Source organism: Pseudomonas sp. NFPP12, from assembly GCF_900103205.1.
GTDB lineage: Bacteria > Pseudomonadota > Gammaproteobacteria > Pseudomonadales > Pseudomonadaceae > Aquipseudomonas > Aquipseudomonas protegens.
Window position 1 is genome coordinate 988,909 of record NZ_FMWW01000002.1, and the last position, 23,016, is coordinate 1,011,924.

Annotated in this window: 25 protein-coding genes and 1 tRNA gene; 18 read left to right on the top strand and 8 right to left on the bottom strand. The window is 63.3% G+C overall.

Annotation, left to right across the window (positions count from 1 at the left end):
• Positions 1 to 36: 36 nt before the first annotated feature.
• Positions 37 to 1,059, bottom strand: coding sequence for a ferrochelatase (hemH, locus tag BLS75_RS12270; protein ID WP_065365201.1), 1,023 nt, complete (start codon positions 1,057 to 1,059; stop codon positions 37 to 39).
• Positions 1,060 to 1,067: 8 nt separating this feature from the next.
• Positions 1,068 to 1,976: a TIGR01777 family oxidoreductase gene (locus BLS75_RS12275; protein ID WP_011063389.1), complete on the bottom strand. Its 909-nt coding sequence runs from the start codon at positions 1,974 to 1,976 to the stop codon at positions 1,068 to 1,070.
• A 194-nt stretch (positions 1,977 to 2,170) separates the two neighbouring features.
• Between BLS75_RS12275 and BLS75_RS12280 the strand changes: the two genes are divergently transcribed.
• The 12 genes from BLS75_RS12280 to BLS75_RS12335 all read left to right on the top strand — a co-directional run bounded on the left by BLS75_RS12280 (position 2,171) and on the right by BLS75_RS12335 (position 12,210).
• Complete coding sequence (locus BLS75_RS12280; protein WP_011063390.1) at positions 2,171 to 3,157, top strand: NAD(P)/FAD-dependent oxidoreductase; 987 nt, start codon at positions 2,171 to 2,173, stop codon at positions 3,155 to 3,157.
• Complete coding sequence (locus BLS75_RS12285) at positions 3,154 to 3,369, top strand: TIGR02450 family Trp-rich protein (RefSeq protein ID WP_072450936.1); 216 nt, start codon at positions 3,154 to 3,156, stop codon at positions 3,367 to 3,369. The genes BLS75_RS12280 and BLS75_RS12285 overlap by 4 nt, the downstream gene beginning before the upstream one ends.
• A 122-nt stretch (positions 3,370 to 3,491) precedes the next feature.
• Positions 3,492 to 4,442, top strand: a complete 951-nt coding sequence (locus BLS75_RS12290; RefSeq protein WP_072450937.1) for a YbgA family protein — start codon at positions 3,492 to 3,494, stop codon at positions 4,440 to 4,442.
• Positions 4,443 to 4,445: 3 nt separating this feature from the next.
• Positions 4,446 to 5,381, top strand: coding sequence for a MerR family transcriptional regulator (locus tag BLS75_RS12295; RefSeq protein WP_072450938.1), 936 nt, complete (start codon positions 4,446 to 4,448; stop codon positions 5,379 to 5,381).
• Positions 5,382 to 5,394: 13 nt separating this feature from the next.
• Entirely contained in the window at positions 5,395 to 6,840 is a 1,446-nt protein-coding gene (gene phrB, locus BLS75_RS12300; protein WP_072450939.1) for a deoxyribodipyrimidine photo-lyase, read from the top strand.
• Entirely contained in the window at positions 6,833 to 7,258 is a 426-nt protein-coding gene (locus tag BLS75_RS12305) for a nuclear transport factor 2 family protein (protein ID WP_072450940.1), read from the top strand. Before phrB ends, BLS75_RS12305 begins: the two co-directional genes overlap by 8 nt.
• Positions 7,255 to 8,025 (top strand): SDR family NAD(P)-dependent oxidoreductase, encoded by a 771-nt coding sequence (locus tag BLS75_RS12310; RefSeq protein WP_072450941.1) that lies wholly within the window; start codon positions 7,255 to 7,257, stop codon positions 8,023 to 8,025. The genes BLS75_RS12305 and BLS75_RS12310 overlap by 4 nt, the downstream gene beginning before the upstream one ends.
• A complete protein-coding gene (locus tag BLS75_RS12315) occupies positions 8,022 to 9,269 on the top strand; it encodes an NAD(P)/FAD-dependent oxidoreductase (protein ID WP_011063397.1) in 1,248 nt (415 codons plus the stop codon). Before BLS75_RS12310 ends, BLS75_RS12315 begins: the two co-directional genes overlap by 4 nt.
• Entirely contained in the window at positions 9,266 to 10,081 is an 816-nt protein-coding gene (locus tag BLS75_RS12320; RefSeq protein ID WP_065365195.1) for a DUF1365 domain-containing protein, read from the top strand. The genes BLS75_RS12315 and BLS75_RS12320 overlap by 4 nt, the downstream gene beginning before the upstream one ends.
• Positions 10,068 to 11,339: an SAM-dependent methyltransferase gene (locus BLS75_RS12325; RefSeq protein WP_072450942.1), complete on the top strand. Its 1,272-nt coding sequence runs from the start codon at positions 10,068 to 10,070 to the stop codon at positions 11,337 to 11,339. Before BLS75_RS12320 ends, BLS75_RS12325 begins: the two co-directional genes overlap by 14 nt.
• On the top strand, positions 11,332 to 11,847 hold the full coding sequence (locus tag BLS75_RS12330) for a DUF2878 domain-containing protein (RefSeq protein WP_072450943.1): 516 nt from the start codon (positions 11,332 to 11,334) through the stop codon (positions 11,845 to 11,847). The genes BLS75_RS12325 and BLS75_RS12330 overlap by 8 nt, the downstream gene beginning before the upstream one ends.
• Positions 11,848 to 11,901: 54 nt before the next feature.
• Positions 11,902 to 12,210 carry a YkgJ family cysteine cluster protein gene (locus BLS75_RS12335; protein ID WP_011063401.1) on the top strand — a complete coding sequence of 103 codons (309 nt, stop codon included), beginning with the start codon at positions 11,902 to 11,904 and terminating at the stop codon, positions 12,208 to 12,210.
• 8 nt (positions 12,211 to 12,218) lie between these two features.
• Here BLS75_RS12335 and BLS75_RS12340 read toward each other — a convergent pair whose 3' ends face one another.
• From BLS75_RS12340 to hemA, 6 genes are all read right to left on the bottom strand, one after another.
• Complete coding sequence (locus BLS75_RS12340) at positions 12,219 to 12,737, bottom strand: acyloxyacyl hydrolase (RefSeq protein ID WP_015636972.1); 519 nt, start codon at positions 12,735 to 12,737, stop codon at positions 12,219 to 12,221.
• A gap of 116 nt (positions 12,738 to 12,853) precedes the next feature.
• Positions 12,854 to 13,645, bottom strand: coding sequence for a glutamate racemase (gene murI / locus BLS75_RS12345; protein WP_072450993.1), 792 nt, complete (start codon positions 13,643 to 13,645; stop codon positions 12,854 to 12,856).
• Positions 13,638 to 14,393 (bottom strand): molybdopterin-synthase adenylyltransferase MoeB, encoded by a 756-nt coding sequence (locus BLS75_RS12350; protein WP_072450994.1) that lies wholly within the window; start codon positions 14,391 to 14,393, stop codon positions 13,638 to 13,640. Before BLS75_RS12350 ends, murI begins: the two co-directional genes overlap by 8 nt.
• Complete coding sequence (gene prmC / locus BLS75_RS12355; RefSeq protein WP_015636975.1) at positions 14,387 to 15,217, bottom strand: peptide chain release factor N(5)-glutamine methyltransferase; 831 nt, start codon at positions 15,215 to 15,217, stop codon at positions 14,387 to 14,389. The genes BLS75_RS12350 and prmC overlap by 7 nt, the downstream gene beginning before the upstream one ends.
• The gene (gene prfA / locus BLS75_RS12360) at positions 15,218 to 16,300 is read right to left on the bottom strand and encodes a peptide chain release factor 1 (RefSeq protein WP_072450944.1); all 1,083 of its coding nucleotides are present in this window, start codon (positions 16,298 to 16,300) and stop codon (positions 15,218 to 15,220) included.
• On the bottom strand, positions 16,300 to 17,574 hold the full coding sequence (gene hemA, locus BLS75_RS12365; RefSeq protein WP_011063407.1) for a glutamyl-tRNA reductase: 1,275 nt from the start codon (positions 17,572 to 17,574) through the stop codon (positions 16,300 to 16,302). Before hemA ends, prfA begins: the two co-directional genes overlap by 1 nt.
• 347 nt (positions 17,575 to 17,921) lie before the next feature.
• Between hemA and BLS75_RS12370 the strand changes: the two genes are divergently transcribed.
• The 6 genes from BLS75_RS12370 to BLS75_RS12395 all read left to right on the top strand — a co-directional run bounded on the left by BLS75_RS12370 (position 17,922) and on the right by BLS75_RS12395 (position 22,959).
• A complete protein-coding gene (locus BLS75_RS12370) occupies positions 17,922 to 19,646 on the top strand; it encodes a tetratricopeptide repeat protein (protein WP_011063408.1) in 1,725 nt (574 codons plus the stop codon).
• 4 nt (positions 19,647 to 19,650) lie between these two features.
• The gene (gene lolB, locus BLS75_RS12375; RefSeq protein ID WP_019095037.1) at positions 19,651 to 20,268 is read left to right on the top strand and encodes a lipoprotein insertase outer membrane protein LolB; all 618 of its coding nucleotides are present in this window, start codon (positions 19,651 to 19,653) and stop codon (positions 20,266 to 20,268) included.
• A 1-nt stretch (position 20,269) separates the two neighbouring features.
• Positions 20,270 to 21,121, top strand: a complete 852-nt coding sequence (gene ispE, locus BLS75_RS12380; RefSeq protein ID WP_072442501.1) for a 4-(cytidine 5'-diphospho)-2-C-methyl-D-erythritol kinase — start codon at positions 20,270 to 20,272, stop codon at positions 21,119 to 21,121.
• A 36-nt stretch (positions 21,122 to 21,157) separates the two neighbouring features.
• Positions 21,158 to 21,232, top strand: a tRNA-Gln gene (locus tag BLS75_RS12385).
• A 47-nt stretch (positions 21,233 to 21,279) separates the two neighbouring features.
• Positions 21,280 to 22,221: a ribose-phosphate pyrophosphokinase gene (locus tag BLS75_RS12390; protein WP_003171603.1), complete on the top strand. Its 942-nt coding sequence runs from the start codon at positions 21,280 to 21,282 to the stop codon at positions 22,219 to 22,221.
• Positions 22,222 to 22,359: 138 nt separating this feature from the next.
• Positions 22,360 to 22,959: a 50S ribosomal protein L25/general stress protein Ctc gene (locus BLS75_RS12395; protein ID WP_011063411.1), complete on the top strand. Its 600-nt coding sequence runs from the start codon at positions 22,360 to 22,362 to the stop codon at positions 22,957 to 22,959.
• Positions 22,960 to 23,016: the final 57 nt, after the last annotated feature.

A 23,016-nucleotide genomic window follows, 5' to 3' on the forward strand; every position in this document is an offset into this window, starting at 1 on the left:
TCTCCCACGCAGGAGCCGGCTTGCCGGCGAAGCTATTTACAACGCCAGCGGCGCTCGCTCGCACAAGGCGTTCAAGGCCTTGGCCCATTGTGGGTCGTCATTCAGGCAAGGGATCAACACCAGGTCCTCCCCTCCCGCCTCGCGAAACTGCTCGCGACCGCGATCACCGATCTCCTCCAGGGTTTCGATGCAGTCGGCGACAAATGCCGGGCACATCACCAGCAGCTTCTTCACCCCTTGTTTACCCAGTTCATCAAGGCGTGCCTCGGTGTAGGGCTCGATCCATTTCGCTCGCCCCAACCGTGACTGGAAGGAAACCGACCATTGCCCGTCGGCCAGGCCCATCTGCTGGGCAAAGGCCCTGGCGGTACGGAAACACTGGCCGCGATAACAGTTGGCAAGCACCTGGGGCGATGACTCTGCGCAGCAGTCCCCGGCACCATCGAGGGAGTGCCCCGGGTTGAGCTTGTTCAAGTGCCGCTCGGGCAGGCCGTGGAAACTCAGCAGCAGATGATCGAAAGGCTGTTGCAGGTGCGGCCGGGTGCTGGCCACCAACGCCTCGATGTACTCGGGTTGATCGTAGAAGGGTTGCAGCACGCTGAATTGCACGTCCAGCTTATGCTCGCGTACCACACGCCTGGCCTCCTCGACCACGGTGGTGACCGTGCTGTCGGCAAACTGTGGATACAGCGGGGCCAGGGTGATCTTGCGTTGCCCCTGGGCCACCAGCTTGAGCAGCACGGACTCGATCGAAGGCTCGCCGTAGCGCATGGCCAACTCTACCGGGCCCTGCTTCCACTGCTCGCTCATTACCTTCTGCAGACGCCGGCTGAGCACCACCAGCGGCGAACCCTCTTCCCACCAGATCGACGCGTAGGCGTGGGCCGATTGCTCTGGCCGCTTGATCAGGATCAGCGACACCAGCAAACGTCGGACCGGCCAGGGCAGGTCGATCACATAAGGGTCCATGAGGAATTGGTTGAGGTAGCTGCGCACGTCCGCCACCGAAGTGGAAGCCGGCGAACCCAGGTTGACCAGGAGCAACGCGTGATCGGTCATGCAACGTCCTATTTCAGAGGCGGCTGGACACAGGCGTCCAGGGCCGCAGGCAAATCAGTGAACTGGAAAGTGAAACCCGCTTCCAGCAACCGCGCGGGAACGGCACGCTGGCCTCCCAGCAACAGCAACGACAATTCACCCAAGGCCAGGCGCAGGAAAAACGCCGGCAGCGGTATCAGTGCAGGCCGGTGCAGCACCCGCCCCAAGGTCTTGGCGAACTCGCGGTTGCGCACCGGTTTTGGCGCGCAGGCATTATAAGGACCCTGCGCCCCAGGCTGATGCACAAGAAAATCAATCAGGGCGATTTGATCGTCGATATGAATCCACGGCATCCATTGCCGGCCGTTGCCGATCGGCCCGCCCAGCCCCAGCTTGAAGGGCAGCAGCAGGCGCGACAAAAAGCCGCCCTCGGGCGACAGCACCAAACCGGTGCGCACCAGCACCACACGCACGCCCATGGCTTCGGCGCGCTGGGCAGTTTCTTCCCAGGCAATGCACAACTGGCTGGCAAAGTCCTCGTTGACCGGGGGCGAATCCTCGCTCAGTTCCCGTTCGCCACCGTCGCCGTACCAGCCCACCGCCGAGCCCGACACCAGCACACCGGGTTTGTGTTCGCGGCTTTCGAGCCAGGCCAACAGGGTTTCGGTCAGGGCGATGCGGCTGTGCCAAAGCAGCGCCTTGCGCTTGTGGCTCCAGGGCCGATCGGCGATCGGCGCCCCGGCCAGGTTGATCACCGCGTCCACCGGGATCTGGTCCAGCTCTTGCAGCGTCTTGACAGCCCGAACCTGGGGACCGCACAGGGCGGCAACCTTATCGGGTTGGCGAGTCCATACACTCAACTGGTGACCCTGGGCCTGCCAGTGACGACACAGGGCACGCCCGATCAAACCAGTACCGCCGGTCAGCAATATATGCATGACATCTTCCTCGCGTGGCGTTTTACCCGAATCACTAGTCTATTTTTATAAGCAGGGATCTTTTCAATCGGACAGGCTGTGTTTTAACGATAGACAACCTGAACAACCGATGACGCCGAAAGCTATACCAAAAAACAATATTGTACAGGTTTTGGCGGCGGCGTAATCTGTACAGAAAGGTAAACGAGGCCCCTATGACAGTACCCATCGCAATCATTGGTACCGGCATCGCCGGACTCTCCGCCGCCCAGGCGCTACGAGATGCCGGGCATACCGTCCACCTTTTCGACAAAAGCCGCGGCAGCGGCGGGCGCATGTCGAGCAAACGCAGCGATGCCGGCAGCCTGGACCTGGGAGCCCAGTACTTTACCGCCCGTGACCGTCGTTTCGTCACCGAAGTCCAGCGCTGGCAAGCCAAGGGCTGGGTCGCCGAATGGACGCCACAACTCTACAACTCCCACGGCGGCCAGCTCAGCCCCTCGCCGGATGAACAGACCCGTTGGGTCGGCACTCCCCGCATGAGCGCCATCACCCGCGCGCTGATCGGCGACCTCGAGGCCCACTTCGCCTGCCGCATCACCGAAGTCTTCCGCGGCGAACAGCATTGGCATCTGCAGGACGCCGAAGGTTTCACCCACGGCCCTTTCAGCCACGTCGTGATTGCCACGCCAGCGCCACAGGCCACCGCCCTGCTGGCCGCCGCACCGAAGCTTGCGGGCGTCGCCGCCGGGGTGAAAATGGACCCGACCTGGGCCGTCGCCCTGGCCTTCGATACCCCTCTGGAAACCCCCATGGAAGGCTGCTTCGTGCAGGACAGCCCGCTGGACTGGCTGGCCCGCAACCGCAGCAAGCCCGGGCGCGACAGCCACCTCGACACCTGGGTCCTGCATGCCACCAGCGCCTGGAGCCGGCAGCACATCGACCTCTCGAAAGAAGCCGTGACCGAACAACTGCACGGTGCCTTCGCCGAGCTGCTGCACAGCGTCATGCCCGCCCCCACCTTCAGCCTGGCCCACCGCTGGCTCTACGCCCGCCCGGCCACCAGCCATGAATGGGGCGCCCTGGCCGACGCCGATCTGGGCCTGTACGTTTGCGGCGACTGGTGCCTGTCCGGCCGCGTCGAAGGCGCCTGGCTGAGCGGGCAGGAGGCCGCGCGCCGGCTCCACGAGAGCCTGCAGTGAATCGCCTCAACCCGCGCAAACTGCTGCTGTCGAAGTGGACAGCAGCCCACCCGCAACACCGTGAGAAACACTTCCTGGTTACCGAGCTGTTCTGCGATGAACAAGGCACCGTGCTGGACATCGAATTGCAGGCGGTGCTCACCCGACGCAGCCAGCGCCTGAGCTGGCAGACCCTGCAGAACGAGCGCGACTGGCACATGGGCTGGCAATAACCTGGCGCATCCGCGCCGGCGGATACCTATACAAATAATTTGACTTGTACAACTTTAATTCTATGATGGATAAAAGTTGTACAAGCCACCGTTCTTGTACAGGTATACCCGGAGGTTGAACCATGTCTGCCAAGCCGAAAATCGCCATCAGCGCCTGCCTGATGGGCGTCGAGGTCCGCTACAACGGCGGGCACAAGGAATCTCGCTTGTGCAGCCGGGTGCTGTGCGACTACTTCGATTTCGTGCCCCTGTGCCCGGAAGTCGCCATCGGCCTGGGCACGCCCCGGGAGCCGATTCGCCTGGTAGGCACCCCCGAACAGCCACGGGCCACAGGCACACGGGACAGCAGCCTGGACGTCACCCAGCCCCTGGCCGACTACGCCGAACACATGGCGGGCCAGTTGGGAGATATCTGCGGCTACATCTTCATGCAGAGCTCCCCTTCTTGCGGCCTGGAGCGAGTCAAGGTGTACCAGGCCAACGGCATTCCCCATCGCAGCGGCGGGCGCGGCATCTACGCCCAGGCCTTCTGCGCCCGGCACCCGGACCTGCCCGTGGAGGAAGCCGGACGCCTGAATGACCCGGTGCTGCGGGAGAACTTCCTGACCCGGGTGTTCGTCTATCGCGACTGGCAGGCCCTGGTTCAGCAAGGGCTCAGCCGCCGTGCCCTCACCGACTTCCACTCACGCTGCAAATACCTGCTGATGGCCCATCACCCCGAACAGTACAAGGCCCTGGGCAATCTGTTAGGCAGCATGGGCAAGGGCGATGCGACGCTGATCGGCCCACGCTACTTCAGCCAGTTGATGGAAGCGCTGAGCCGCTGCGCCACCCGTGGCACCCACAGCAATGTGCTGCAGCACATCAGTGGCTACTTCAAGCGGGCCATCAGCAGCGAGGACAAGCAGGAAATGCAACGCCTCATCAGCCAGTACCGCCAGGGCATCGTGCCGCTGGTGGTGCCCCTGACCCTGCTCAAGCACCACTTGCGCCAGAACCCCGATCCCTACATTGCCCAGCAACTGTACCTGCAGCCGCACCCCGAAGACCTCAGCCTGCGCAACGCGATCTGAGCCATGAAACTCTTCCCCCCAGCGGTCGACGAAGACACCGCCCCGGATACCGACTGCCAGGAACAGGGCTGGCTGCCGATCCGCGAGGTGGCGCGCCAGACCGGTGTCAACGCAGTCACCTTGCGGGCCTGGGAGCGCCGCTACGGGCTGATCGTGCCCCGGCGCACGCCCAAGGGCCACCGGCTGTATTCCAGCGAGCAGGTGCAGCAGATCCTGACCATCCTCACCTGGCTCAATCGAGGGGTTGCGGTGAGCCAGGTCAAGCCCTTGCTGGACAGCGACACCAGCTCCAGCCCCCAGGTGGAGAATGACTGGCTGCACCTGCGCGCCGCCCTCGCCCGGGCCATCAGCCAGTTGGCCGAGCGCAAGGTCGACGACACCTTCAATCAGGCCATGGCGCTGTACCCGCCACGGACCCTGTGCGAGCACCTGTTGATGCCGCTGCTGGCGGAACTGCAACAGCGCTGGCAAGGCCAGTTCGGCAGCCAGATGGAACAGGTGTTCTTCTACTCCTGGCTGCGCAGCAAGCTCGGCGCCCGGATCTATCACAACAACCGCCAAGTGCAGGGCGCCCCGCTGTTGCTGGTCAACCAGTCGGACCTGCCACTGGAGCCGCACCTGTGGCTCACCGCCTGGCTGGCCAGTAACGCCGACTGCCCGGTGGAGGTCTTCGACTGGCCGCTGCCCGGCGGCGAACTGGCCCTGGCCACCGAACGCCTGCAGGCCCGGGGCCTGCTGCTGTATTCCGGCAAGGCACTCAACCCCGCCCAGTTGCCCAGGCTGCTCAGCGGCGTGGCCTGCAAAAAATTCATCGTCGGACCCGCGGTGTGCATCCACCCCGCCCAGTGGTCCGTATGTACCACTGAAATCGCCGATCTGTACCTGGCCCAGGACCCGATAGCGGCCTGCCAGCTACTGCTCGAGCGAGGACTTTTCTGATCCGGGAACCGACATGCAATTGATCTGGCTGCGCAGCGATCTGCGCCTACATGACAACACCGCCCTGAGCGCCGCTGCCCAGCGGGGCGTGGCCGTAGCGGTGTATCTGCTGAGCCCGGAGCAGTGGCTGGCCCATGACGATGCACCCTGCAAGATCGATTTCTGGCTGCGTAACCTGCAGTCGCTGAGCACCGCCCTGGGCCGCCTGAATATCCCGCTGCTGATCCGCAGCGCCGCCACCTGGGAGCAGGCGCCTCAGGTCCTGCTGGAGCTGTGCCGGCAATTGCAGGTGCAGATGCTGCACTTCAACCAGGAATACGGCATCCACGAAAGCCGCCGCGATGCGGCCGTGACCCGGGCCCTGCAACACGCCGGAATCAGCGTCCAGGGTCATCTCGACCAATTGCTGTTCCAGCCCGGCAGCGTACTGACCAAGAGCGGCGGCTACTTCCAGGTCTTCAGCCAGTTTCGCAAGGTCTGCTACAGCCGCCTGCAGACCGCACTGCCGGCCCTGGTGAAGGCACCCGGGGCTCAGTTGCCGCTGTCGATCAACGCCGATCCGCTCCCGCAGCAGGTCGAAGGCTTTCCCAGCCCCACCCAAGCCCTGCGCGAGCTGTGGCCCGCCGGCGAGGACGAGGCGCAAAGGCGCCTGGAGCAGTTCAGCGATGAACAGATCCACTACTACCAGAGCGAACGCGACTTCCCGGCCAAACCCGGCACCAGCCAGCTTTCGCCCTACCTCGCCGCCGGCGTGATCTCGCCCCGCCAGTGCCTGCACGCCGCCTTGCGCGGCAACCAGGGCGAGTTTGAAAGCGGCAGCCCCGGGGCCGTCACCTGGATCAACGAACTGCTCTGGCGCGAGTTCTACAAACACATCCTGGTGGGCTACCCACGGGTGTCCCGGAACCGGGCCTTTCGCCCGGAAACCGAGGCGGTGAAATGGCGCCATGCCCCCGAGGAACTGGTGGCCTGGCAGGAGGCCCGCACCGGCCTGCCGATCATCGATGCTGCCATGCGCCAGCTGCTGGAGACCGGCTGGATGCATAACCGCCTGCGCATGGTGGTGGCGATGTTCCTGACCAAGAACCTGCTGATCGACTGGCGCGAGGGCGAGCGTTTCTTCATGCGCCACCTGATCGACGGCGACCTGGCGGCCAACAACGGCGGCTGGCAGTGGAGCTCGTCCACCGGCACCGATTCGGCGCCCTACTTCCGCATCTTCAACCCCATCAGCCAGTCGCAGAAGTTCGACAGTGAGGGGCGCTTCATCAAGCACTGGCTGCCGCAACTGGCGGGGCTGAACAAAAAAGATATCCACAACCCGGCGGCCATGGGCGGCCTGTTCGGCGTGCCTGGCTACCCGGCGCCAATCGTCGATCTTTCACGCTCCCGGGAGCGGGCCCTGGCGGCGTTCAAGGCGCTGCCCGCGCGAATGGATGCAGGGGTGAGCCATGAGTGACTTTCTCGACAACTTCGCCCGGGAGTTCGCCGCCCTCGACCGGCACAATCTCGACCGGCTGGAGCAGCTCTACAGCGATGACATCCAGTTCACCGATCCTCTGCACGAGGTCCAGGGGCTGGCTCAGTTGCGCGGCTACTTCGCCGAGCTCTACGCCAACGTCCGTGAGCTGCGCTTTGACTTCCACGGCAGCGACCTGTGCGCCGAGGGCCAGGGCTACCTGCGCTGGACCATGAGCTACCGCCACCCGCGCCTCAACGGCGGCGGCCTGATCCAGGTGGCGGGCTGCTCGTACCTGCAATGGCGCGACGCCAGGGTCTACCGCCACCGCGACTATTTCGACGCCGGTGCCCTGCTCTATGAACACTTGCCGCTACTCGGGGCGATGATCGCCTGGCTGAAACGGAGGCTCGGATGAAGCCTGCCATGCCACGAAGGGTCTGGCTCACCGGTGCCAGCAGCGGCATCGGCGCAGCCCTGGCCGAAGAACTGCTCAAGGCCGGGGTCCAGCTGGCGCTCAGCGCCCGTTCCCGCGAGCCCCTGGAGGCCCTGGCCAAGCGCTATCCGGGCCGAGTGCTGGTGGTGCCCGGCGACCTCACCGATGCCTTGCAGGTACGCGAGATCGGCAAGCGCATCGCCCAGGCCTGGGGCGCCCTGGACACGGTGATCCTGAATGCCGGGACCTGCGAATACATCGAGGTACAGCAGTTCGACGCAGCGCTGATCGAACGGGTGCTGAACACCAACCTGCTGGCCGCCAGCTACTGCATCGAGGCCGCACTACCGCTGTTGCGCGCAGGCAATCGCCCGTACCTGGTGGGCGTGGCCAGTTCGGTGACCTGTTTGCCACTGCCCCGGGCCGGTGCCTATGGCGCCTCCAAGGCGGCGCTGCGCTATCTGCTGCAGTCCCTGCGTATCGATCTTGCTGCCGAAGGCATCGACGTGACCCTGGTCAGCCCGGGTTTTGTCGACACGCCACTGACCGCACGCAACGATTTCCCGATGCCCATGCGCTGGACCGCCGAACAGGCCGCCCGGCATATCCACCGGCATCTGGGCAGGCGCCCCCTGGAGATCGCCTTCCCAGGTCTGTTCATCTTCGGCCTCAAGCTCTTGGCCTGGCTGCCCGGCCGCCTGCAACTGGGCATTGCCAGGCGCCTGGCCCGTAGCGGGGAAACATCGTGAAAATCGCCATCATCGGCAGCGGCATCGCTGGCCTGACCTGCGCCTATGTGCTCAACCGCCGGCATGACATCCGGGTCTACGAGGCCGGCAGCTGGATCGGCGGCCATACCCACACCGTGAACGTCAGCCTCAATGGCGAGACCCAGGCCGTGGACACCGGCTTCATCGTCTTCAACGACTGGACCTACCCCAACTTCATTCGCCTGCTGAAGCAGCTCGGGGTGCGCTACAAAGCCACCGAGATGAGCTTTTCGGTGTGCGACCCAGCCTCCGGGCTGGAGTACAACGGCAACAACCTCAACAGCCTCTTCGCCCAGCGGCGCAACCTCCTGTCACCGGGGTTCTGGGGCATGCTGCGGGACATCCTGCGCTTCAACCGGGCCTCCCAGCAGGACCTGCTGCAACAACGCATCGCCGCCGACACCACCCTGGGCCAGTACCTGCAAAGCCAGGGCTACGGCGAGCGTTTTATCCGTCACTACATCGTGCCCATGGGCGCAGCGATCTGGTCGATGTCGCCGGGGCAGATGCTCGGTTTCCCTTTGCAATTCTTCGTGCGCTTCTTCAAGAACCACGGCTTGCTCTCGGTGAGCAACCGCCCGCAATGGTGCGTGATCGAAGGCGGCTCCAGCCGTTACATCGAGCCGCTGACCGCAAGCTTTCGCCAGCACATCCGTCTCGACTGCCCGGTGCGGCGGGTCGAACGCGATGAGCAGGGCGTACTTATCCACAGCGACGCCGGCAGCGAGCGCTTCGACAAGGTGGTGTTCGCCTGCCACAGCGACCAGGCCCTGCAACTGCTGTCCAGCCCGAGCCTCGCTGAACAGGAAATCCTCCAGGCCCTGCCCTACGCCGACAACGACGTGGTGCTGCACACCGACACCCGCCTGCTGCCACGCCGGCGCCTGGCCTGGGCCAGCTGGAACTACCGCCTCGACGCCAGCGCCGAAAAGGCCGCAGCCGTGACCTACGACATGAACATTCTCCAGGGCCTGCAAAGCAGCAGTACCTTCTGCGTCAGCCTCAACCAGAGCGCCGCCATCGACCCTTCGAAGATTCTTGCCCGCTACACCTACGCCCACCCGCAATACAGTCTCGGCGCGCTGGCCGCACAAGCGCGCTGGGGCGAACTGCAGGGCGCGCACCACAGCTTCTATTGCGGAGCCTACTGGGCCAACGGCTTCCATGAAGACGGCGTGGTCAGCGCCTTGCGCGTGGCCCAGGCCTTTGGAGAGCAACTGTGAACAGCGCCCTGTACAACGGCTGGATCAGCCACCGGCGCTTCGCCCCCAAGGACCATGCCTTCCGCTACCGGATCGGCCTGCTGTACCTGGACCTGGACGAGCAGGAAGCGGTACTGGGGCTCTCGCCCCTGGCAGGCCGCAGCCGTTTCGCGCCCTTCGCCTTCCGTGAAAGCGACTACCTGCCGACCTTCACCGGGCAGGGCATGCGCCTGATCGACGCGGTACGCCAACAGGTGGCCGCGGCCATCGGCCATGCCCCCAGCGGCGCAATACGCCTGCTGACCCAGGTGCGCAGCTGGGGGCTGGCGTTCAATCCGGTGAGCTTCTTCTATTGCTTCGAGGCCAACGGGCAACTGGCGGCGATTCTCTGCGAAGTCACCAACACCCCCTGGCGCGAGCGCTATCACTATGTACTGCCGGCCCGCCCGGGCACTGCCACAACGCCCGAGCACCAGCACTTCGCCGTGGCCAAGGCCTTCCACGTATCGCCATTCCTGCCCCGGGATCTGGAGTACCGCATGAGCTTCAGCCCGCCGGCCGAGCGGCTGGGCGTGCACATGGCCGACTGGCAGGGCGAGCTCAAGGTGTTCGACGCCACCCTCAACCTGCAACGCCAGCCCCTGGATCGACGCAGCCTGCACCAGTACCTGCGACATTTTCCATGGATGACCGCCAAGACCTGCCTGGCGATCTACTGGCAGGCCCTGCGCCTGGCCGCCAAGGGCATGCGCTTTTTCCCCCATCGGGCCGCCGTTGGCGCCTATCGCACAGCCGCCGTACAACCCAAGGATCGCCGCCATGAAATCCTCTAGCATCTCGGCCAGAACCCCCTTGCTCAGCACCCACAGCCTCACCGCCAGCCTGCTGCGCCGTGGCGTGCTTCGGCAACTGGCGCAGCTCAGGCACGGCCAACTGGTGGTCTGCGAAGAGGGCGAACGCCTGGTGTTCGGCAGCAGTGGTGCCGCCCTGCTGGGGGAAATCCACATCCACGACTCCAGCGCCTGGGGCCTGGTGGCCAGCAGCGGTTCGATCGGCGCCGGCGAGGCATTCATCCACGGCTACTGGAGCACCCCGGACCTGACCGCGGTGATCCGCGTGTTCGTCAGCAACCTGGACGTGCTGGACGCCATGGAAGGCGGCCTGGCGAAACTGGGCCGGCCGCTGATCCGCGGCCTGCACTGGCTCAACCGCAATACCCGCAAGGGCTCGCAGAAAAACATCGCGGCCCACTACGACCTGGGCAACGAGCTGTTCGAGCAGTTCCTCGACCCCACCATGATGTATTCCGCCGCGCAGTTTCGCAGCGCCGAAGACAGCCTGGAGCAGGCCCAGCTGAACAAGCTGCAACGCATCTGCCAGAAGCTGGCGCTCAAGCCCGAGGACCACCTGCTGGAGATCGGCACCGGCTGGGGCAGCATGGCCCTGTATGCCGCGCAACACTACGGCTGCCGGGTGACCACCACGACCCTGTCCAGGGAGCAGTTCGCCTATACCCGGCAGCGGATAGAGGCCGCCGGCCTGCAGGACCGGGTAACCCTGCTGCTGGAGGATTACCGCGACCTGCGCGGCCAGTACGACAAGCTGGTGTCGATCGAGATGATCGAAGCCGTGGGCCACCGCTTCCTGCCCACCTACTTCAAGCAATGCGCGCACCTGCTCAAGAGCAACGGCCTGATGCTGCTACAGGCCATCACCATTCGCGACCAGCGCTATGAGCAGGCGAAAAATGGCGTGGATTTCATCCAGCGCTACATCTTTCCCGGTGGCGCCCTGCCCTGCGTACAGAAGATGCTCGAAGTGGTCAGCCGCGACACCGACATGAACCTGCTGCACATGGAGGACTTCGGCCTGCATTACGCCCGCACCCTGCGCCTGTGGCACGAGAACTTTCGCCGCGCCCATGGCCGTCTCGGCGAACTGGGCTACGACGAATACTTCCTGCGGCTCTGGGAGTTCTACCTGTGCTATTGCGAAGGCGGCTTCCTGGAACGCAGCATTGGCACCGCCCAACTGCTGCTGGCCAAACCTGCGGCCGCGCCACAACCAGTGCTCGGGCGCCTCGATGCCTAGGCAACTGGTCAATGCCCTGCTGTTCCAGCTGGGCTGGTTCATCTGCGTGCTCAGCGGCGACAGCCTCTGGCTGCTGCTGGGGGTGGCGATCCTGCTGGCGCATCTGCACTGGATCGGCCGCTGGGCCGACGAAGGCCCGATGATCGTCGGCATTGCCCTGATCGGCATCGCCCTGGACAGCTTCCTCAGTTGGCTCGGGGTGTTTCAGTTCCAGCAAGTCAGCCTGCTGGTGCCCTTGTCGCTGATGCTGCTCTGGGCCCTGCTGGCCACCACACTGCGCCATGGCCTGGCCTGGAGCGCCCGGCCCTGGTGGCTGGGGTGTGTGCTGGGGGCATTGGGCGGGCCGCTTTCCTACTACGCCGGGGGGCGCCTGGCGGGAGTGACCTTTCCCTACGGCACCGGCCCCACCCTGCTCGGCCTGGGGCTGCTCTGGGCGCTGCTATTGCCGCTGCTGCACGTGCTCGCGCGGCCGGCACCGCAAGAGCCGCCACTGGTCACCGGAGACTGAGCATCCGTCCGGGCTTTAACACAGCCCGGGCTCACTGCCTTACACTGCGCGCCTATGACCACCATCCCCGTTACCTCCATCGCCGCCGAACCCGCCGTCAGTTGCTCCACCTGCGCCGCCTGCTGCTGCCAGCTGGAGGTCATGCTGATCACCGACACCGGGGTGCCCGAGCGCTTTATCGATACCGACGATTGGGGAGGGGAAGTCATGCGCCGCCTGGATGACGGCTGGTGCGCGGCGCTGGACCGCGACAGCATGCGTTGCAGCATCTATGAGCTGCGACCGCTGATCTGTCGCGAGTTCGAGCTGGGCGAGGCCGATTGCTTGAGCGAACGCCGGGGAATTGCCACGGCGTATCGCTGATAGCGGCCTTAGAGCGGCATCGTGTAATGCAGCGCGTAGCTTTCGATACCGTCGTTGGGGGTCTTGATGCCGGCGTTGGAGTAGTGCGTGGCGCGGATACCGACTTCATGGCCACCGGCGAAGCGCAGGCCGAAACCGATGCGGTCTTCGAACTGGAAGGATGACCCCAGCTTGTTGTCCTCGACCTGGGTATGGGCAAAGGCCGCTACCCCGATGCCGGCCTCGATGTAGGGCTTGACGCTGGCCCCGGCGAATTCGTAGACCAGCACCGGGGAGAACGACAGGCTGTGGTTGCTGGAGGTCTTGTCGCCATCCCAATAGGTGTAGGCGCCGCTCCAGTAACCCGTGAGACGGCCGACGTCACTTTGCAGCCAGCTCTTGTCCCAATCCCATTGCATACCCAGCCGATAGGCCTGGGTCGAATCGCCGGTTTGCCCCACGGAGAACTCGACTCCGGCCGCCTGCGCGGAAAAACTGTGCCCCAACAACCCGGCCGCAAGTGCAGCCAAACACAACAGTCGCTTCATCAGGAACATCCTTTTCGAACGGTTTTATATGGTGTTGTACAACCCTGTGGATAGGCTATAGAAGCCAGCGCGCATTCAGAAGTTCAGCGCCAGCGAAGGGATTTTTCACGATTTTTTCACAACTGCAAAGGCAGGACTTCAGCAGATTCTTTCCACAACAGAGGCAGCACCCGGGCAAAGTGCGGGACATCGCCACTGGTCCAGAAACAGGTTTTCCGGGCTGGCCCCTGGGCACGCAGATCGCCTTCGTCGAGCAGCCGCTGCAATTGCCGGGCAACCGCGGCGCCGGTATCGATCAGGCTGATAGGCCCGGGCAGCATCTGCGCCAGCAGCGGCTTGAGAAACGGATAATGGGTGCAGCCCAGGATAATGGTGTCGCAGCCGGCAGCCAGCAGAGGCTCGAGGTAGCCGTGCAACAGTTGGCGCAGAGCGGCACTGTGCAAGTCGCCATTCTCGATCATCTCCACCAGCCCCGGGCAGGGCTGCGTGACGACCTTCACATCAGTGGCGAAACGGTCGAGCAAGGCGGCGAACTTGGCACTCTGCAAGGTGCCGGTGGTGGCCAGCACACCGACCACGCCGCTGCGGGTCGCGGCCGCCGCCGGCTTGACCGCAGGCTCCATGCCAACGATGGGCCAGTCCGGATAATCGCGGCGCAGGTCGGCCACTCCGGCCACGGTAGCAGTGTTGCAGGCCAGCACCAGGGCCTTGGCGCCCTGTTCACGAAAGAACCGGGCCATCAGGCTGCAACGCTGGCGAATGAACTCCGGGGTCTTTTCGCCATAGGGAATATGCCCGCAGTCGCCGAAGTACAGCAGCGACTCGTGGGGCAGCAACTGTTGTATTTCCGCCAGCACCGAGAGGCCGCCGACGCCGGAGTCGAACACCCCGATCGGCGCTTCACTCACGATGGGTACCACAGACGCTGCACCCCGGATCGCGCTTGACCCGCAACTCGCGAAAGCGCGTGCCCAGGGCATCGATCAACAACAACCGGCCCACCAGCGGCTCGCCAAACCCGGCCAGCAGTTTCAGGGCTTCCAGGGCCTGCAGGCTGCCCACGGTGCCCACCAGCGGGCCGAGCACCCCGGCTTCGCTGCAGGTCAGTTCGGCTTCGCTGCCATGCCCGTATAGACAGTGGTAGCAAGGGCTTTCCGGGCGCCGCGGGTCAAAGACCGACAATTGCCCTTCCAGGCGGATCGCCGCACCGCTGACCAGGGGCTTGCCGGCCACCACGCAAGCGGCGTTCACCGCCTCGCGGGTACTGAAGTTGTCGGAGCAATCGAGTACCAGGTCCACCGCCGCCACGGCAGCGGCCAGGGTATCGACATCCAGCGCCTGGCGATGGGGCACCAGGCGGACCTCCGGGTTGAGGGCAGACAGGCGACTGATGGCCGAGTCCACCTTGCTGACCCCGACGCTGTGGCTGTCGTGGATGATCTGGCGTTGCAGGTTGGTCAGGTCCACGCTGTCGAAGTCGGCCAGGTGCAGCTCACCAACCCCCGCCGCCGCCAGGTACAAGGCTGCGGGAGCACCGAGACCGCCGAGGCCGACGATCAGCACGCGGCTTTCCTTGAGGCGCAGCTGGCCGTCGATATCGACATGCTGCAACAGAATCTGTCGGCTATAGCGCAACAGCTCCTGGTCGGTCAGCACGGCCGGCACCCCAGGCTGATGCGCTCATGCCCACCGAGGTCGACCCGGCTGTGGACTTCGATGAACCCCTGGGCAGCCAGCAACTCGCGGACCGCCGCGGCCTGATCGTAACCGTGCTCCAGCATCAGCCAGCCACCGGCCTCCAGGTGCTGCGGAGCCTGGGCGACGATCAGGCGCAGGTCGTCCAGGCCATCCTTGCCCGCCACCAGGGCGCTTTCCGGCTCGAAACGCACGTCGCCGGCCACCAGATGGGGGTCGGCTTCGGCAATGTAGGGCGGGTTGCTGATGATCAGATCAAAGCGCCGGGACTCAATGGAGCTGAACCAGTGGCTGCTGAGCACGCTGACGTTGTCCAGTTGCAGGCGCTGGCGGTTGCGTTCGGCCAGGGCCACGGCTTCCAGTACCCGGTCCACCGCCGTGACCTGCCAGGCCGGGCGCTCGCTGGCCAGGGCCAGGGCGATGGCACCACTGCCGGTGCCCAGGTCAAGGACCGTGGCTGGGGTCGCGGGCAACAGTTCCAGCGCCGCTTCCACCAGTAGTTCGGTGTCGGGGCGCGGGATCAGGGTGTGGGGCGCCACCTCCAGGTCGAGCTTCCAGAAGCCCTGCTGGCCAAGGATATAGGCCACCGGCTCGCCGGAGCGGCGTCGCTGCAGGTAGTCGGTGAACACCAGGGCCGCCTCGCTGGGCACGATGCGCTCCGGCCAGGTGTGGAGAAAGCTGCGGGGCTTTCCCAGGGCCGCGGCCAGGAGCAGCTCGGCATCCAGGCGCGGGGTCGGCGAGTCGGGCAGTTGGGCTGCGCGCAGCAGGCTGGCGATGATGGTCATTTACTCACCCAATGCCGCAAGTTGATCGGCCTGATATTCAGCCAGCAACGGCTCGATGACGGCTTCCACGCCCCCGGCGAGGATTTCGTCCAGGGAATACAGGGTCAGGTTGATGCGGTGATCGGTGACCCGGCCCTGGGGGAAGTTGTAAGTGCGGATGCGCTCGGAACGGTCCCCCGAGCCCACCAGCAACTTGCGCTCGCTGGCAATGGCATTGGCCGCGGCACTGGTCTGCTGGTCGTTGAGCTTGGCCGACAGCCAGGACATGGCCCGCGCCCGATTCTTGTGCTGGGAACGCTCTTCCTGGCACTCCACCACGATCCCCGAAGGGATGTGGGTGATGCGGATCGCCGAGTCGGTCTTGTTCACGTGCTGGCCACCGGCACCCGAGGAGCGATAGGTGTCGATGCGCAGGTCCGCCGGGTTGATCTCGATGGCTTCCTGTTCATCCGGCTCGGGCAGTACTGCCACGGTGCAGGCCGAAGTGTGGATGCGGCCCTGGGACTCGGTGGCCGGCACTCGCTGCACGCGATGCGCGCCGGATTCGAACTTCAGCTTGCCGTAGACGCTCTCGCCTTCGACCCGGGCAATGACTTCCTTATAGCCGCCGTGCTCACCCTCGTTTTCCGAGAGGATCTCCAGCCGCCAGCCGCGCCGCTCGGCGTAACGGGAATACATGCGGAACAGGTCGCCGGAGAAGATCGCCGCCTCGTCGCCGCCGGTGCCGGCACGGATTTCCAGGAACACATTGCGCCCGTCGTTGGGGTCCTTGGGCAGCAGCATGCGCTGCAGGCTGCTTTCCAGGTCGGCCAGTTGTTCCTTGGCCTCGCGCACTTCCTCGGCGGCCATTTCCCGCAGGTCCGGGTCGTTGTCCTTGAGCAGCGCCTGGGCGCCTTCAAGGTCCGCCTGGACCTTGAGCACCTGTTTATAAGTAGCCACGATCGGCTCGACTTCCGCGTATTCCTTGGAATAGGCGCGGAACTTGGCCTGATCGGAAATGACCTCAGCATCGCCGAGCAAGGCGGTCAGTTCCTCGAAACGATCCTGGAGAATGTCCAGCTTACTGAGCAGTGACGCTTTCATTACGGGGTTTTATCCGATGAGCCCTCACCGAGGGCAAAGAGTTCTTGGGCCATGGCCAGCGCATCGAGGCGGCCTTCGGCGGAGAGCTTTTTCAACTGCACGCTCGGCGCGTGCAACAGTTTATTGGTCAGGCCGCGGGCCAACTGGGCCAGCACGTCCTCGGCGCCGCTGCCGTTGGCCAGCATGCGCAGGGCTTTCTGCAGTTCTTCATCGCGCAGGCGTTCGCTCTGCTGACGATAGGCCTTGAGCACATCCACCGCCGCCAGTTCCCGCAGGCGCACCATGAAATCCTCGGCGCCGATGTTCACCAGTTCCTCGGCGGCCTGGGCCGCGCCCTGGCGGCTCTTGAGGTTTTCCGCCACCACTTCGTGCAAGTCGTCGACGGTATAGAGGTAAACGTCGTCCAACTCGCCGACTTCTGGCTCGATATCCCGGGGAACGGCGATGTCCACCATGAAAATCGGCTTGTGCTTGCGCAGCTTCAAGGCACTTTCCACTGCGCCCTTGCCGAGGATCGGCAACTGGCTGGCGGTGGAACTGATGACGATATCGCTGTGCACCAGTTCCTGGGGAATATCCGAGAGCAGCACGGCGTGGGCACCGAATTGCTCCGCCAGGAGGCTGGCGCGCTCCAGGGTACGGTTGGCCACCACGATACGCTTGACTCCCAGGTCGTGCAGGTGCCGGGCCACCAGGGTGATGGTCTCCCCGGCGCCGATCAGCAGTGCCTGGCTGCGTTGCAGGTCGCTGAAAATCTGTTTTGCCAGGCTCACCGCGGCGAAAGCCACGGACACCGGGTTCTCACCGATGGCGGTGTCGGTGCGCACCTGCTTGGCGGCGCTGAATGTGGCCTGGAACAGCCGGCCCAGCAGCGGCCCGACGGTGCCGGCCTCGCGGGCCACGGCGTAGGCGGACTTCATCTGCCCGAGAATCTGTGGCTCGCCCAGCACCAGCGAATCCAGCCCCGACGCCACCCGCATCATGTGACGAACTGCCGCATCGTCCTCATGCACGTAGGCACTGGCGCGCAGCTCGTCTAGGCTCAAATGGTGATATTCCGCCAGCCAGCGCAGCACCACATCCGCAGAAAGATGATCCTGTTCTATATAGAGCTCACTGCGATTGCAGGTGGAGAGGATCGCAGCTTCGCGGCTGTCGGTGAGTCGGCAGAGCTGCTGCAAGGCCTCAACCAACTGCTCAGGGGTAAAGGCCACGCGCTCGCGGACGTCTACAGAAGCAGTCTTGTGGTTAATACCGAGTGCAAGGAAGGCCATTCAAGGTCGCTGATGATGTCGAGAAGCCGGCAATTGTCCTACTTCGTCCGACTCAGAACAACTACCGCCGACTATTGTCCTAGTTTTGTGCCAAAACTCGCCGAGCGAAGATCAGGCAAGGCGAAAACAGGCGAGGACGCGGAGTTTAGGGGCCTAAATGAGCATTTCGAGCCTGTTTCTGCGTAGCGCCAAGGCCGCCCAGCGCGCAGCATGGTCGAAGCGCAGGCAGTTTTCGCGCAGAAACTAATAGACTGCCTCTGTTCTGGCATCCCGTTGAGTCTCGGTTATGTTTGGCCGAAGGCTTGTGTCATGATGATCCGACCGCAGGTTAGTCGCCCTCTTCCTATATGAATAGATCTTCCGCGTTGCTCCTCGCCTTTGTCTTCCTCAGCGGTTGCCAATCTCTGGCACCCGTTTCATCGGACGCTACGTCGCCGGTGGAAGACAGCACCTCCGCCCCTGAAAAGCCCAAGGTCTATTCCTCGTTCAGCGAAGACACCGTCTTCAGCCTGCTGAGCGCTGAACTCGCGGGCCAGCGCAATCGTTTCGACATTGCCCTGGACAACTACGTGACCCAGGCCATCAACACCCAGGATCCGGGCATCTCCGAGCGGGCCTTTCGCATCGCCGAGTACCTGGGCGCCGACCAGGCTGCCCTGGACACGTCGCTGATCTGGGCGAAAAACGCCCCCGACGACCTGGAAGCGCAGCGAGCCGCCGCGATCCAGCTGGCCCGGGCCGGGCGCTATGACGACTCGATGGTCTATATGGAGAAGGTCCTGCAAGGCAAGGGCGATACCCACTTCGACTTTCTTGCCCTGTCCGCAGCCGATACCGACCAGGACACGCGCAACGGCCTGATGAAAAGCTTCGACCGCCTGCTGCAGAAACACCCGCACAACAGCCAGTTGATTTTCGGCAAGGCCTTGCTCATGCAACAGGACGGCGACGCCAAGGAAGCCCTGGCCCTGCTGGAACAGAACCCACCGGAAGACGGCGAAGTTGCGCCATTGCTGCTGCGCGCCCGCCTGCTGCAAAGCCTGAACCGCGGTAAAGAAGCCCTGCCGCTGCTGGAAAAAAGCATCCGCAAGTACCCGGACGACAAGCGCCTGCGCCTGACCTACGCCCGCATGCTGGTGGAACAGGACCGCATGGAGGATGCCAAGACCCAGTTCTCCAGTCTGGTCCAGCAATATCCGGAAGATGACGAACTGCGCTATTCCCTGGCACTCGTCTGCCTGGAGGCCAAGGCCTGGGAAGAAGCCAAGGGCTACCTGGAAGACCTGATTGCCCGTGAAAGCCACGAAGATTCCGCGCACCTGAACCTGGGCCGGATCGCCGAAGAGCTCAACGACCCGCAAGGGGCCTTGATCGAATACGGCCAGGTCGGCCCGGGCAATGACTACCTGCCCGCACAGTTGCGCCAGGCCGATATCCTGATGAACAACGGCCGCACCGACGAGGCGCAAAAACGCCTGGTGGCGGCCCGCGACGCCCAACCCGACTACGCCATCCAGCTGTACCTGATCGAAGTCGAGACCCTGTCGGCGAACAACCAGGGCGAGCGCGCCTGGAAAGTTATCCAGCAGGCCCTGCAGCAATACCCCGACGACATGAACCTGCTGTACACCCGCGCCATGCAGGCGGAAAAACGCAATGACCTGGCGCAGATGGAAAAGGATCTGCGCCTGATCATCCAGCGCGAACCGGACAATGCCATGGCATTGAACGCCCTGGGCTACACCTTGTCTGACCGCACTACACGCTATGCCGAAGCCAAGACCCTGATCGAGCAAGCCCACCAGCTGACTCCGGAAGACCCGGCCGTCCTCGACAGCCTGGGCTGGGTGAATTTCCGCCTGGGCAACCTGGACGAAGCCGAACGCCTGCTGCGCCAGGCCCTGGAACGCTTCCCCGATCAGGAAGTGGCGGCGCACCTGGGTGAAGTGCTGTGGAACAACGGCAAGCAGCGCGAGGCCAAGCAGATCTGGAGCAAGTTCCTCAAGGATCAGCCCGACAGCCCCGTGCTACGCGGCACCATCAAACGCCTGACCGGATCAGAGACTCTTTAAGACCATGTTTTTGCGCCACTTTATTGTTTTCAGCTTTATCGCCCTGCTGGCCGGCTGCGCCGGCTTCGGTGCCCGCGAGTCCGTCCAGGGCCAGGGCAACCCTGCGCAATGGCGCTTGCACAAGGATCAACTGACCGGCCTCGACGGCTGGCAGATCAACGGCAAGATCGGCATTCGTGCCCCCAAGGATTCCGGCAGCGGCACGCTGTTCTGGCTGCAACGCCAGGACTACTACGACATCCGCCTGTCAGGCCCGCTGGGCCGTGGCGCCGCACGACTCACCGGTCGTCCCGGCCAGGTCAGCCTGGAAGTGGCCAACCAGGGTCGCTATGAATCCGCAAGCCCGGAAACCCTGCTGGAAGAACAGCTGGGCTGGAAGCTGCCGGTCTCGCACCTGGCCTGGTGGGTTCGCGGCCTGCCCGCGCCCGACAGCAAAAGCCGCCTGACCCTGGACGGCGACAGCCATCTGGCGAGCCTGGAGCAAGATGGCTGGCAGGTGGAATACAGCAGCTACTCGCAGCAGAACGGCTATTGGCTGCCCGAGCGGATCAAACTGCACGGCAGCGACCTTGACGTCACCCTGGTGATCAAGGAATGGCTGCCGCGCAAGCTGGGGCAATGAAATGTCCGTGGAAAAACTGACCCTGCCCTCCCCGGCCAAACTCAATCTGATGCTGCACATCCTCGGTCGCCGTGAAGATGGCTATCACGAGCTGCAGACCCTGTTCCAGTTTCTCGACTACGGCGATGAAATCACTTTCGCCCTGCGCGATGACGGCGTGATTCGCCTGCACACCGCGTTCGAAGGCGTGCCCCACGACAGCAACCTGATCGTCAAGGCGGCGAAGAAACTCCAGGAACAATCGGGTTGCACCCAGGGCATCGACATCTGGATCGACAAGATCCTGCCCATGGGCGGCGGCATCGGCGGCGGCAGTTCGAATGCCGCCACCACCCTGCTGGGCCTCAATCACTTGTGGCAACTGGGCTGGGACGAAGACCGACTGGCCGCACTGGGGCTGACCCTGGGCGCCGATGTTCCGGTTTTCGTCCGCGGGCATGCTGCCTTCGCCGAAGGTGTGGGGGAAAAACTGACCCCTGAATATCCCGAAGAACCCTGGTATCTGGTACTGGTCCCGCAAGTGTCTGTTAGTACAGCAGAAATTTTTTCAGATCCTTTGTTGACACGGAACACCGCGCCCATTAAAGTGCGCCCCGTTCCCAAGGGAAACAGCAGAAACGACTGCCTTCCGGTAGTCGCAAGGCGTTATCCAGAAGTACGTAACGCATTGAATTTGCTAGGTAAATTTACCGAAGCAAAACTGACTGGAACTGGAAGTTGTGTGTTTGGGGGCTTCCCAAGCAAAGCTGAAGCTGATAAAGTCTCGGCCCTTCTTACAGAGACCCTTACAGGGTTTGTAGCCAAAGGAAGCAACGTTTCGATGTTGCATCGCAAGCTGCAAAGTCTGCTCTAAAGGAACCGAGTGCCAGGCATTCGAAGCAACAGATACAGGGGCGTCGCCAAGCGGTAAGGCAGCAGGTTTTGATCCTGCCATGCGTTGGTTCGAATCCAGCCGCCCCTGCCATTTTCCTATACTCATCCAGGTATACCCTCAGCCTTCAGGTACTGCGCGTGTCCAAGATGATGGTCTTTACGGGGAACGCTAACCCCGATCTGGCTCGGCGTGTCGTACGTCAGCTGCATATCCCTCTCGGTGACATCTCTGTTGGAAAATTTTCCGACGGCGAAATTACTGCCGAGATCAATGAAAATGTCCGCGGTAAAGACGTCTTCATTATTCAGCCGACTTGCGCTCCGACCAACGATAACCTGATGGAACTCGTGGTGATGGCCGACGCCTTCCGCCGTTCCTCAGCTACTCGTATCACTGCTGTTATTCCTTATTTTGGTTATGCCCGTCAGGATCGCCGTCCGCGTTCCGCACGTGTGGCTATCAGCGCGAAAGTCGTCGCTGACATGCTCACCGTAGTCGGCATCGACCGTGTTCTCACGGTTGATCTGCATGCTGACCAGATTCAGGGCTTCTTCGATATTCCGGTAGATAACATCTACGGCTCCCCGGTTCTGGTGGATGACATCGAAGATCAGCGTTTCGAGAACCTGATGATCGTGTCCCCGGACATTGGCGGCGTCGTACGTGCACGTGCCGTGGCCAAGTCCCTGGGCGTTGATCTCGGGATCATCGACAAGCGTCGTGAGAAAGCCAATCACTCCGAAGTGATGCATATCATCGGCGACGTCGAAGGACGCACCTGCATTCTGGTCGATGACATGGTCGATACCGCCGGCACCCTGTGCCACGCGGCCAAGGCCCTGAAAGAGCATGGCGCAGCCAAGGTCTTTGCCTACTGCACACACCCTGTGCTGTCGGGTCGGGCCATCGAGAACATTGAAAATTCCGTGCTGGACGAGCTGGTGGTGACCAACACCATCCCGCTGTCCGCTGCAGCACAAGCCTGTGCGCGTATCCGTCAACTGGATATCGCACCGGTAGTTGCCGAGGCGGTTCGCCGTATCAGCAACGAAGAATCGATCAGCGCGATGTTCCGCTAGGGCCCGTCCCTGGCAGAACATCCCGATGACGAAAAGCGCCCCGTCCCAACCTGTGTTGGGACGGGGCTTTTTTGCCCATATCGCCTTTAGCGCTGGTCGCAAACGCTGGGGCGAGTGTGGTTATTTTGGAGATACAACATGAACGATTTTACTCTGAATGCTGAAGTGCGTTCCGACCTGGGGAAAGGTGCGAGCCGCCGCCTGCGTCGTCTCGCAAGCCTGGTTCCAGCTGTAGTTTACGGTGGCGACAAAGCCCCTGAATCCATCAGCATGCTGGCCAAAGAAGTTGCCAAGCTGCTGGAAAACGAAGCTGCCTACAGCCACATCATCGAACTGAACGTTGGTGGCACCAAGCAGAACGTCGTGATCAAGGCCCTGCAACGTCACCCGGCCAAAGGCCACGTGATGCACGCTGACTTCGTTCGCGTGGTTGCTGGTCAGAAACTGACCGCCATCGTTCCAGTGCACTTCATCAACGAAGCTGCTCCGGTCAAGAAAGGCGGCGAGATCTCGCACGTAATCGCGGAAATCGAAGTTTCCTGCCTGCCCAAAGACCTGCCTGAGTTCATCGAAGTCGACCTGGCTGACGCTGAAATCGGCACCATTGTTCACCTGTCCGACATCAAGGCCCCTAAAGGCGTTGAATTCGTGGCCCTGGCACACGGCAACGACCTGGCAGTAGCCAACGTCCACGCTCCACGTGTTGCTCCAGAAGCTGCAGAAGGCGCTGCAGAGTAATTCACTCTGACGCGGGAGTTAAGCGGAGTACATCGCGGACTGGAACGTAGCGAGAAA

Excerpts from the sequence above, each read along its gene's own strand:
- BLS75_RS12280 (WP_011063390.1), top strand. The coding sequence starts at position 2,171 with ATGACAGTACCCATCGCAATCATTGGTACCGGCATCGCCGGACTCTCC.
- BLS75_RS12370 (WP_011063408.1), top strand. The coding sequence starts at position 17,922 with ATGAATAGATCTTCCGCGTTGCTCCTCGCCTTTGTCTTCCTCAGCGGT.
- BLS75_RS12330 (WP_072450943.1), top strand. The coding sequence starts at position 11,332 with ATGCCTAGGCAACTGGTCAATGCCCTGCTGTTCCAGCTGGGCTGGTTC.
- BLS75_RS12335 (WP_011063401.1), top strand. The coding sequence starts at position 11,902 with ATGACCACCATCCCCGTTACCTCCATCGCCGCCGAACCCGCCGTCAGT.
- prfA (WP_072450944.1), bottom strand. The coding sequence starts at position 16,300 with ATGAAAGCGTCACTGCTCAGTAAGCTGGACATTCTCCAGGATCGTTTC.
- lolB (WP_019095037.1), top strand. The coding sequence starts at position 19,651 with ATGTTTTTGCGCCACTTTATTGTTTTCAGCTTTATCGCCCTGCTGGCC.
- BLS75_RS12275 (WP_011063389.1), bottom strand. The coding sequence starts at position 1,976 with ATGCATATATTGCTGACCGGCGGTACTGGTTTGATCGGGCGTGCCCTG.
- BLS75_RS12340 (WP_015636972.1), bottom strand. The coding sequence starts at position 12,737 with ATGAAGCGACTGTTGTGTTTGGCTGCACTTGCGGCCGGGTTGTTGGGG.
- BLS75_RS12295 (WP_072450938.1), top strand. The coding sequence starts at position 4,446 with ATGAAACTCTTCCCCCCAGCGGTCGACGAAGACACCGCCCCGGATACC.
- BLS75_RS12310 (WP_072450941.1), top strand. The coding sequence starts at position 7,255 with ATGAAGCCTGCCATGCCACGAAGGGTCTGGCTCACCGGTGCCAGCAGC.
- BLS75_RS12305 (WP_072450940.1), top strand. The coding sequence starts at position 6,833 with ATGAGTGACTTTCTCGACAACTTCGCCCGGGAGTTCGCCGCCCTCGAC.
- ispE (WP_072442501.1), top strand. The coding sequence starts at position 20,270 with ATGTCCGTGGAAAAACTGACCCTGCCCTCCCCGGCCAAACTCAATCTG.
- phrB (WP_072450939.1), top strand. The coding sequence starts at position 5,395 with ATGCAATTGATCTGGCTGCGCAGCGATCTGCGCCTACATGACAACACC.
- hemA (WP_011063407.1), bottom strand. The coding sequence starts at position 17,574 with ATGGCCTTCCTTGCACTCGGTATTAACCACAAGACTGCTTCTGTAGAC.
- BLS75_RS12325 (WP_072450942.1), top strand. The coding sequence starts at position 10,068 with ATGAAATCCTCTAGCATCTCGGCCAGAACCCCCTTGCTCAGCACCCAC.
- prmC (WP_015636975.1), bottom strand. The coding sequence starts at position 15,217 with ATGACCATCATCGCCAGCCTGCTGCGCGCAGCCCAACTGCCCGACTCG.
- BLS75_RS12290 (WP_072450937.1), top strand. The coding sequence starts at position 3,492 with ATGTCTGCCAAGCCGAAAATCGCCATCAGCGCCTGCCTGATGGGCGTC.
- hemH (WP_065365201.1), bottom strand. The coding sequence starts at position 1,059 with ATGACCGATCACGCGTTGCTCCTGGTCAACCTGGGTTCGCCGGCTTCC.
- BLS75_RS12395 (WP_011063411.1), top strand. The coding sequence starts at position 22,360 with ATGAACGATTTTACTCTGAATGCTGAAGTGCGTTCCGACCTGGGGAAA.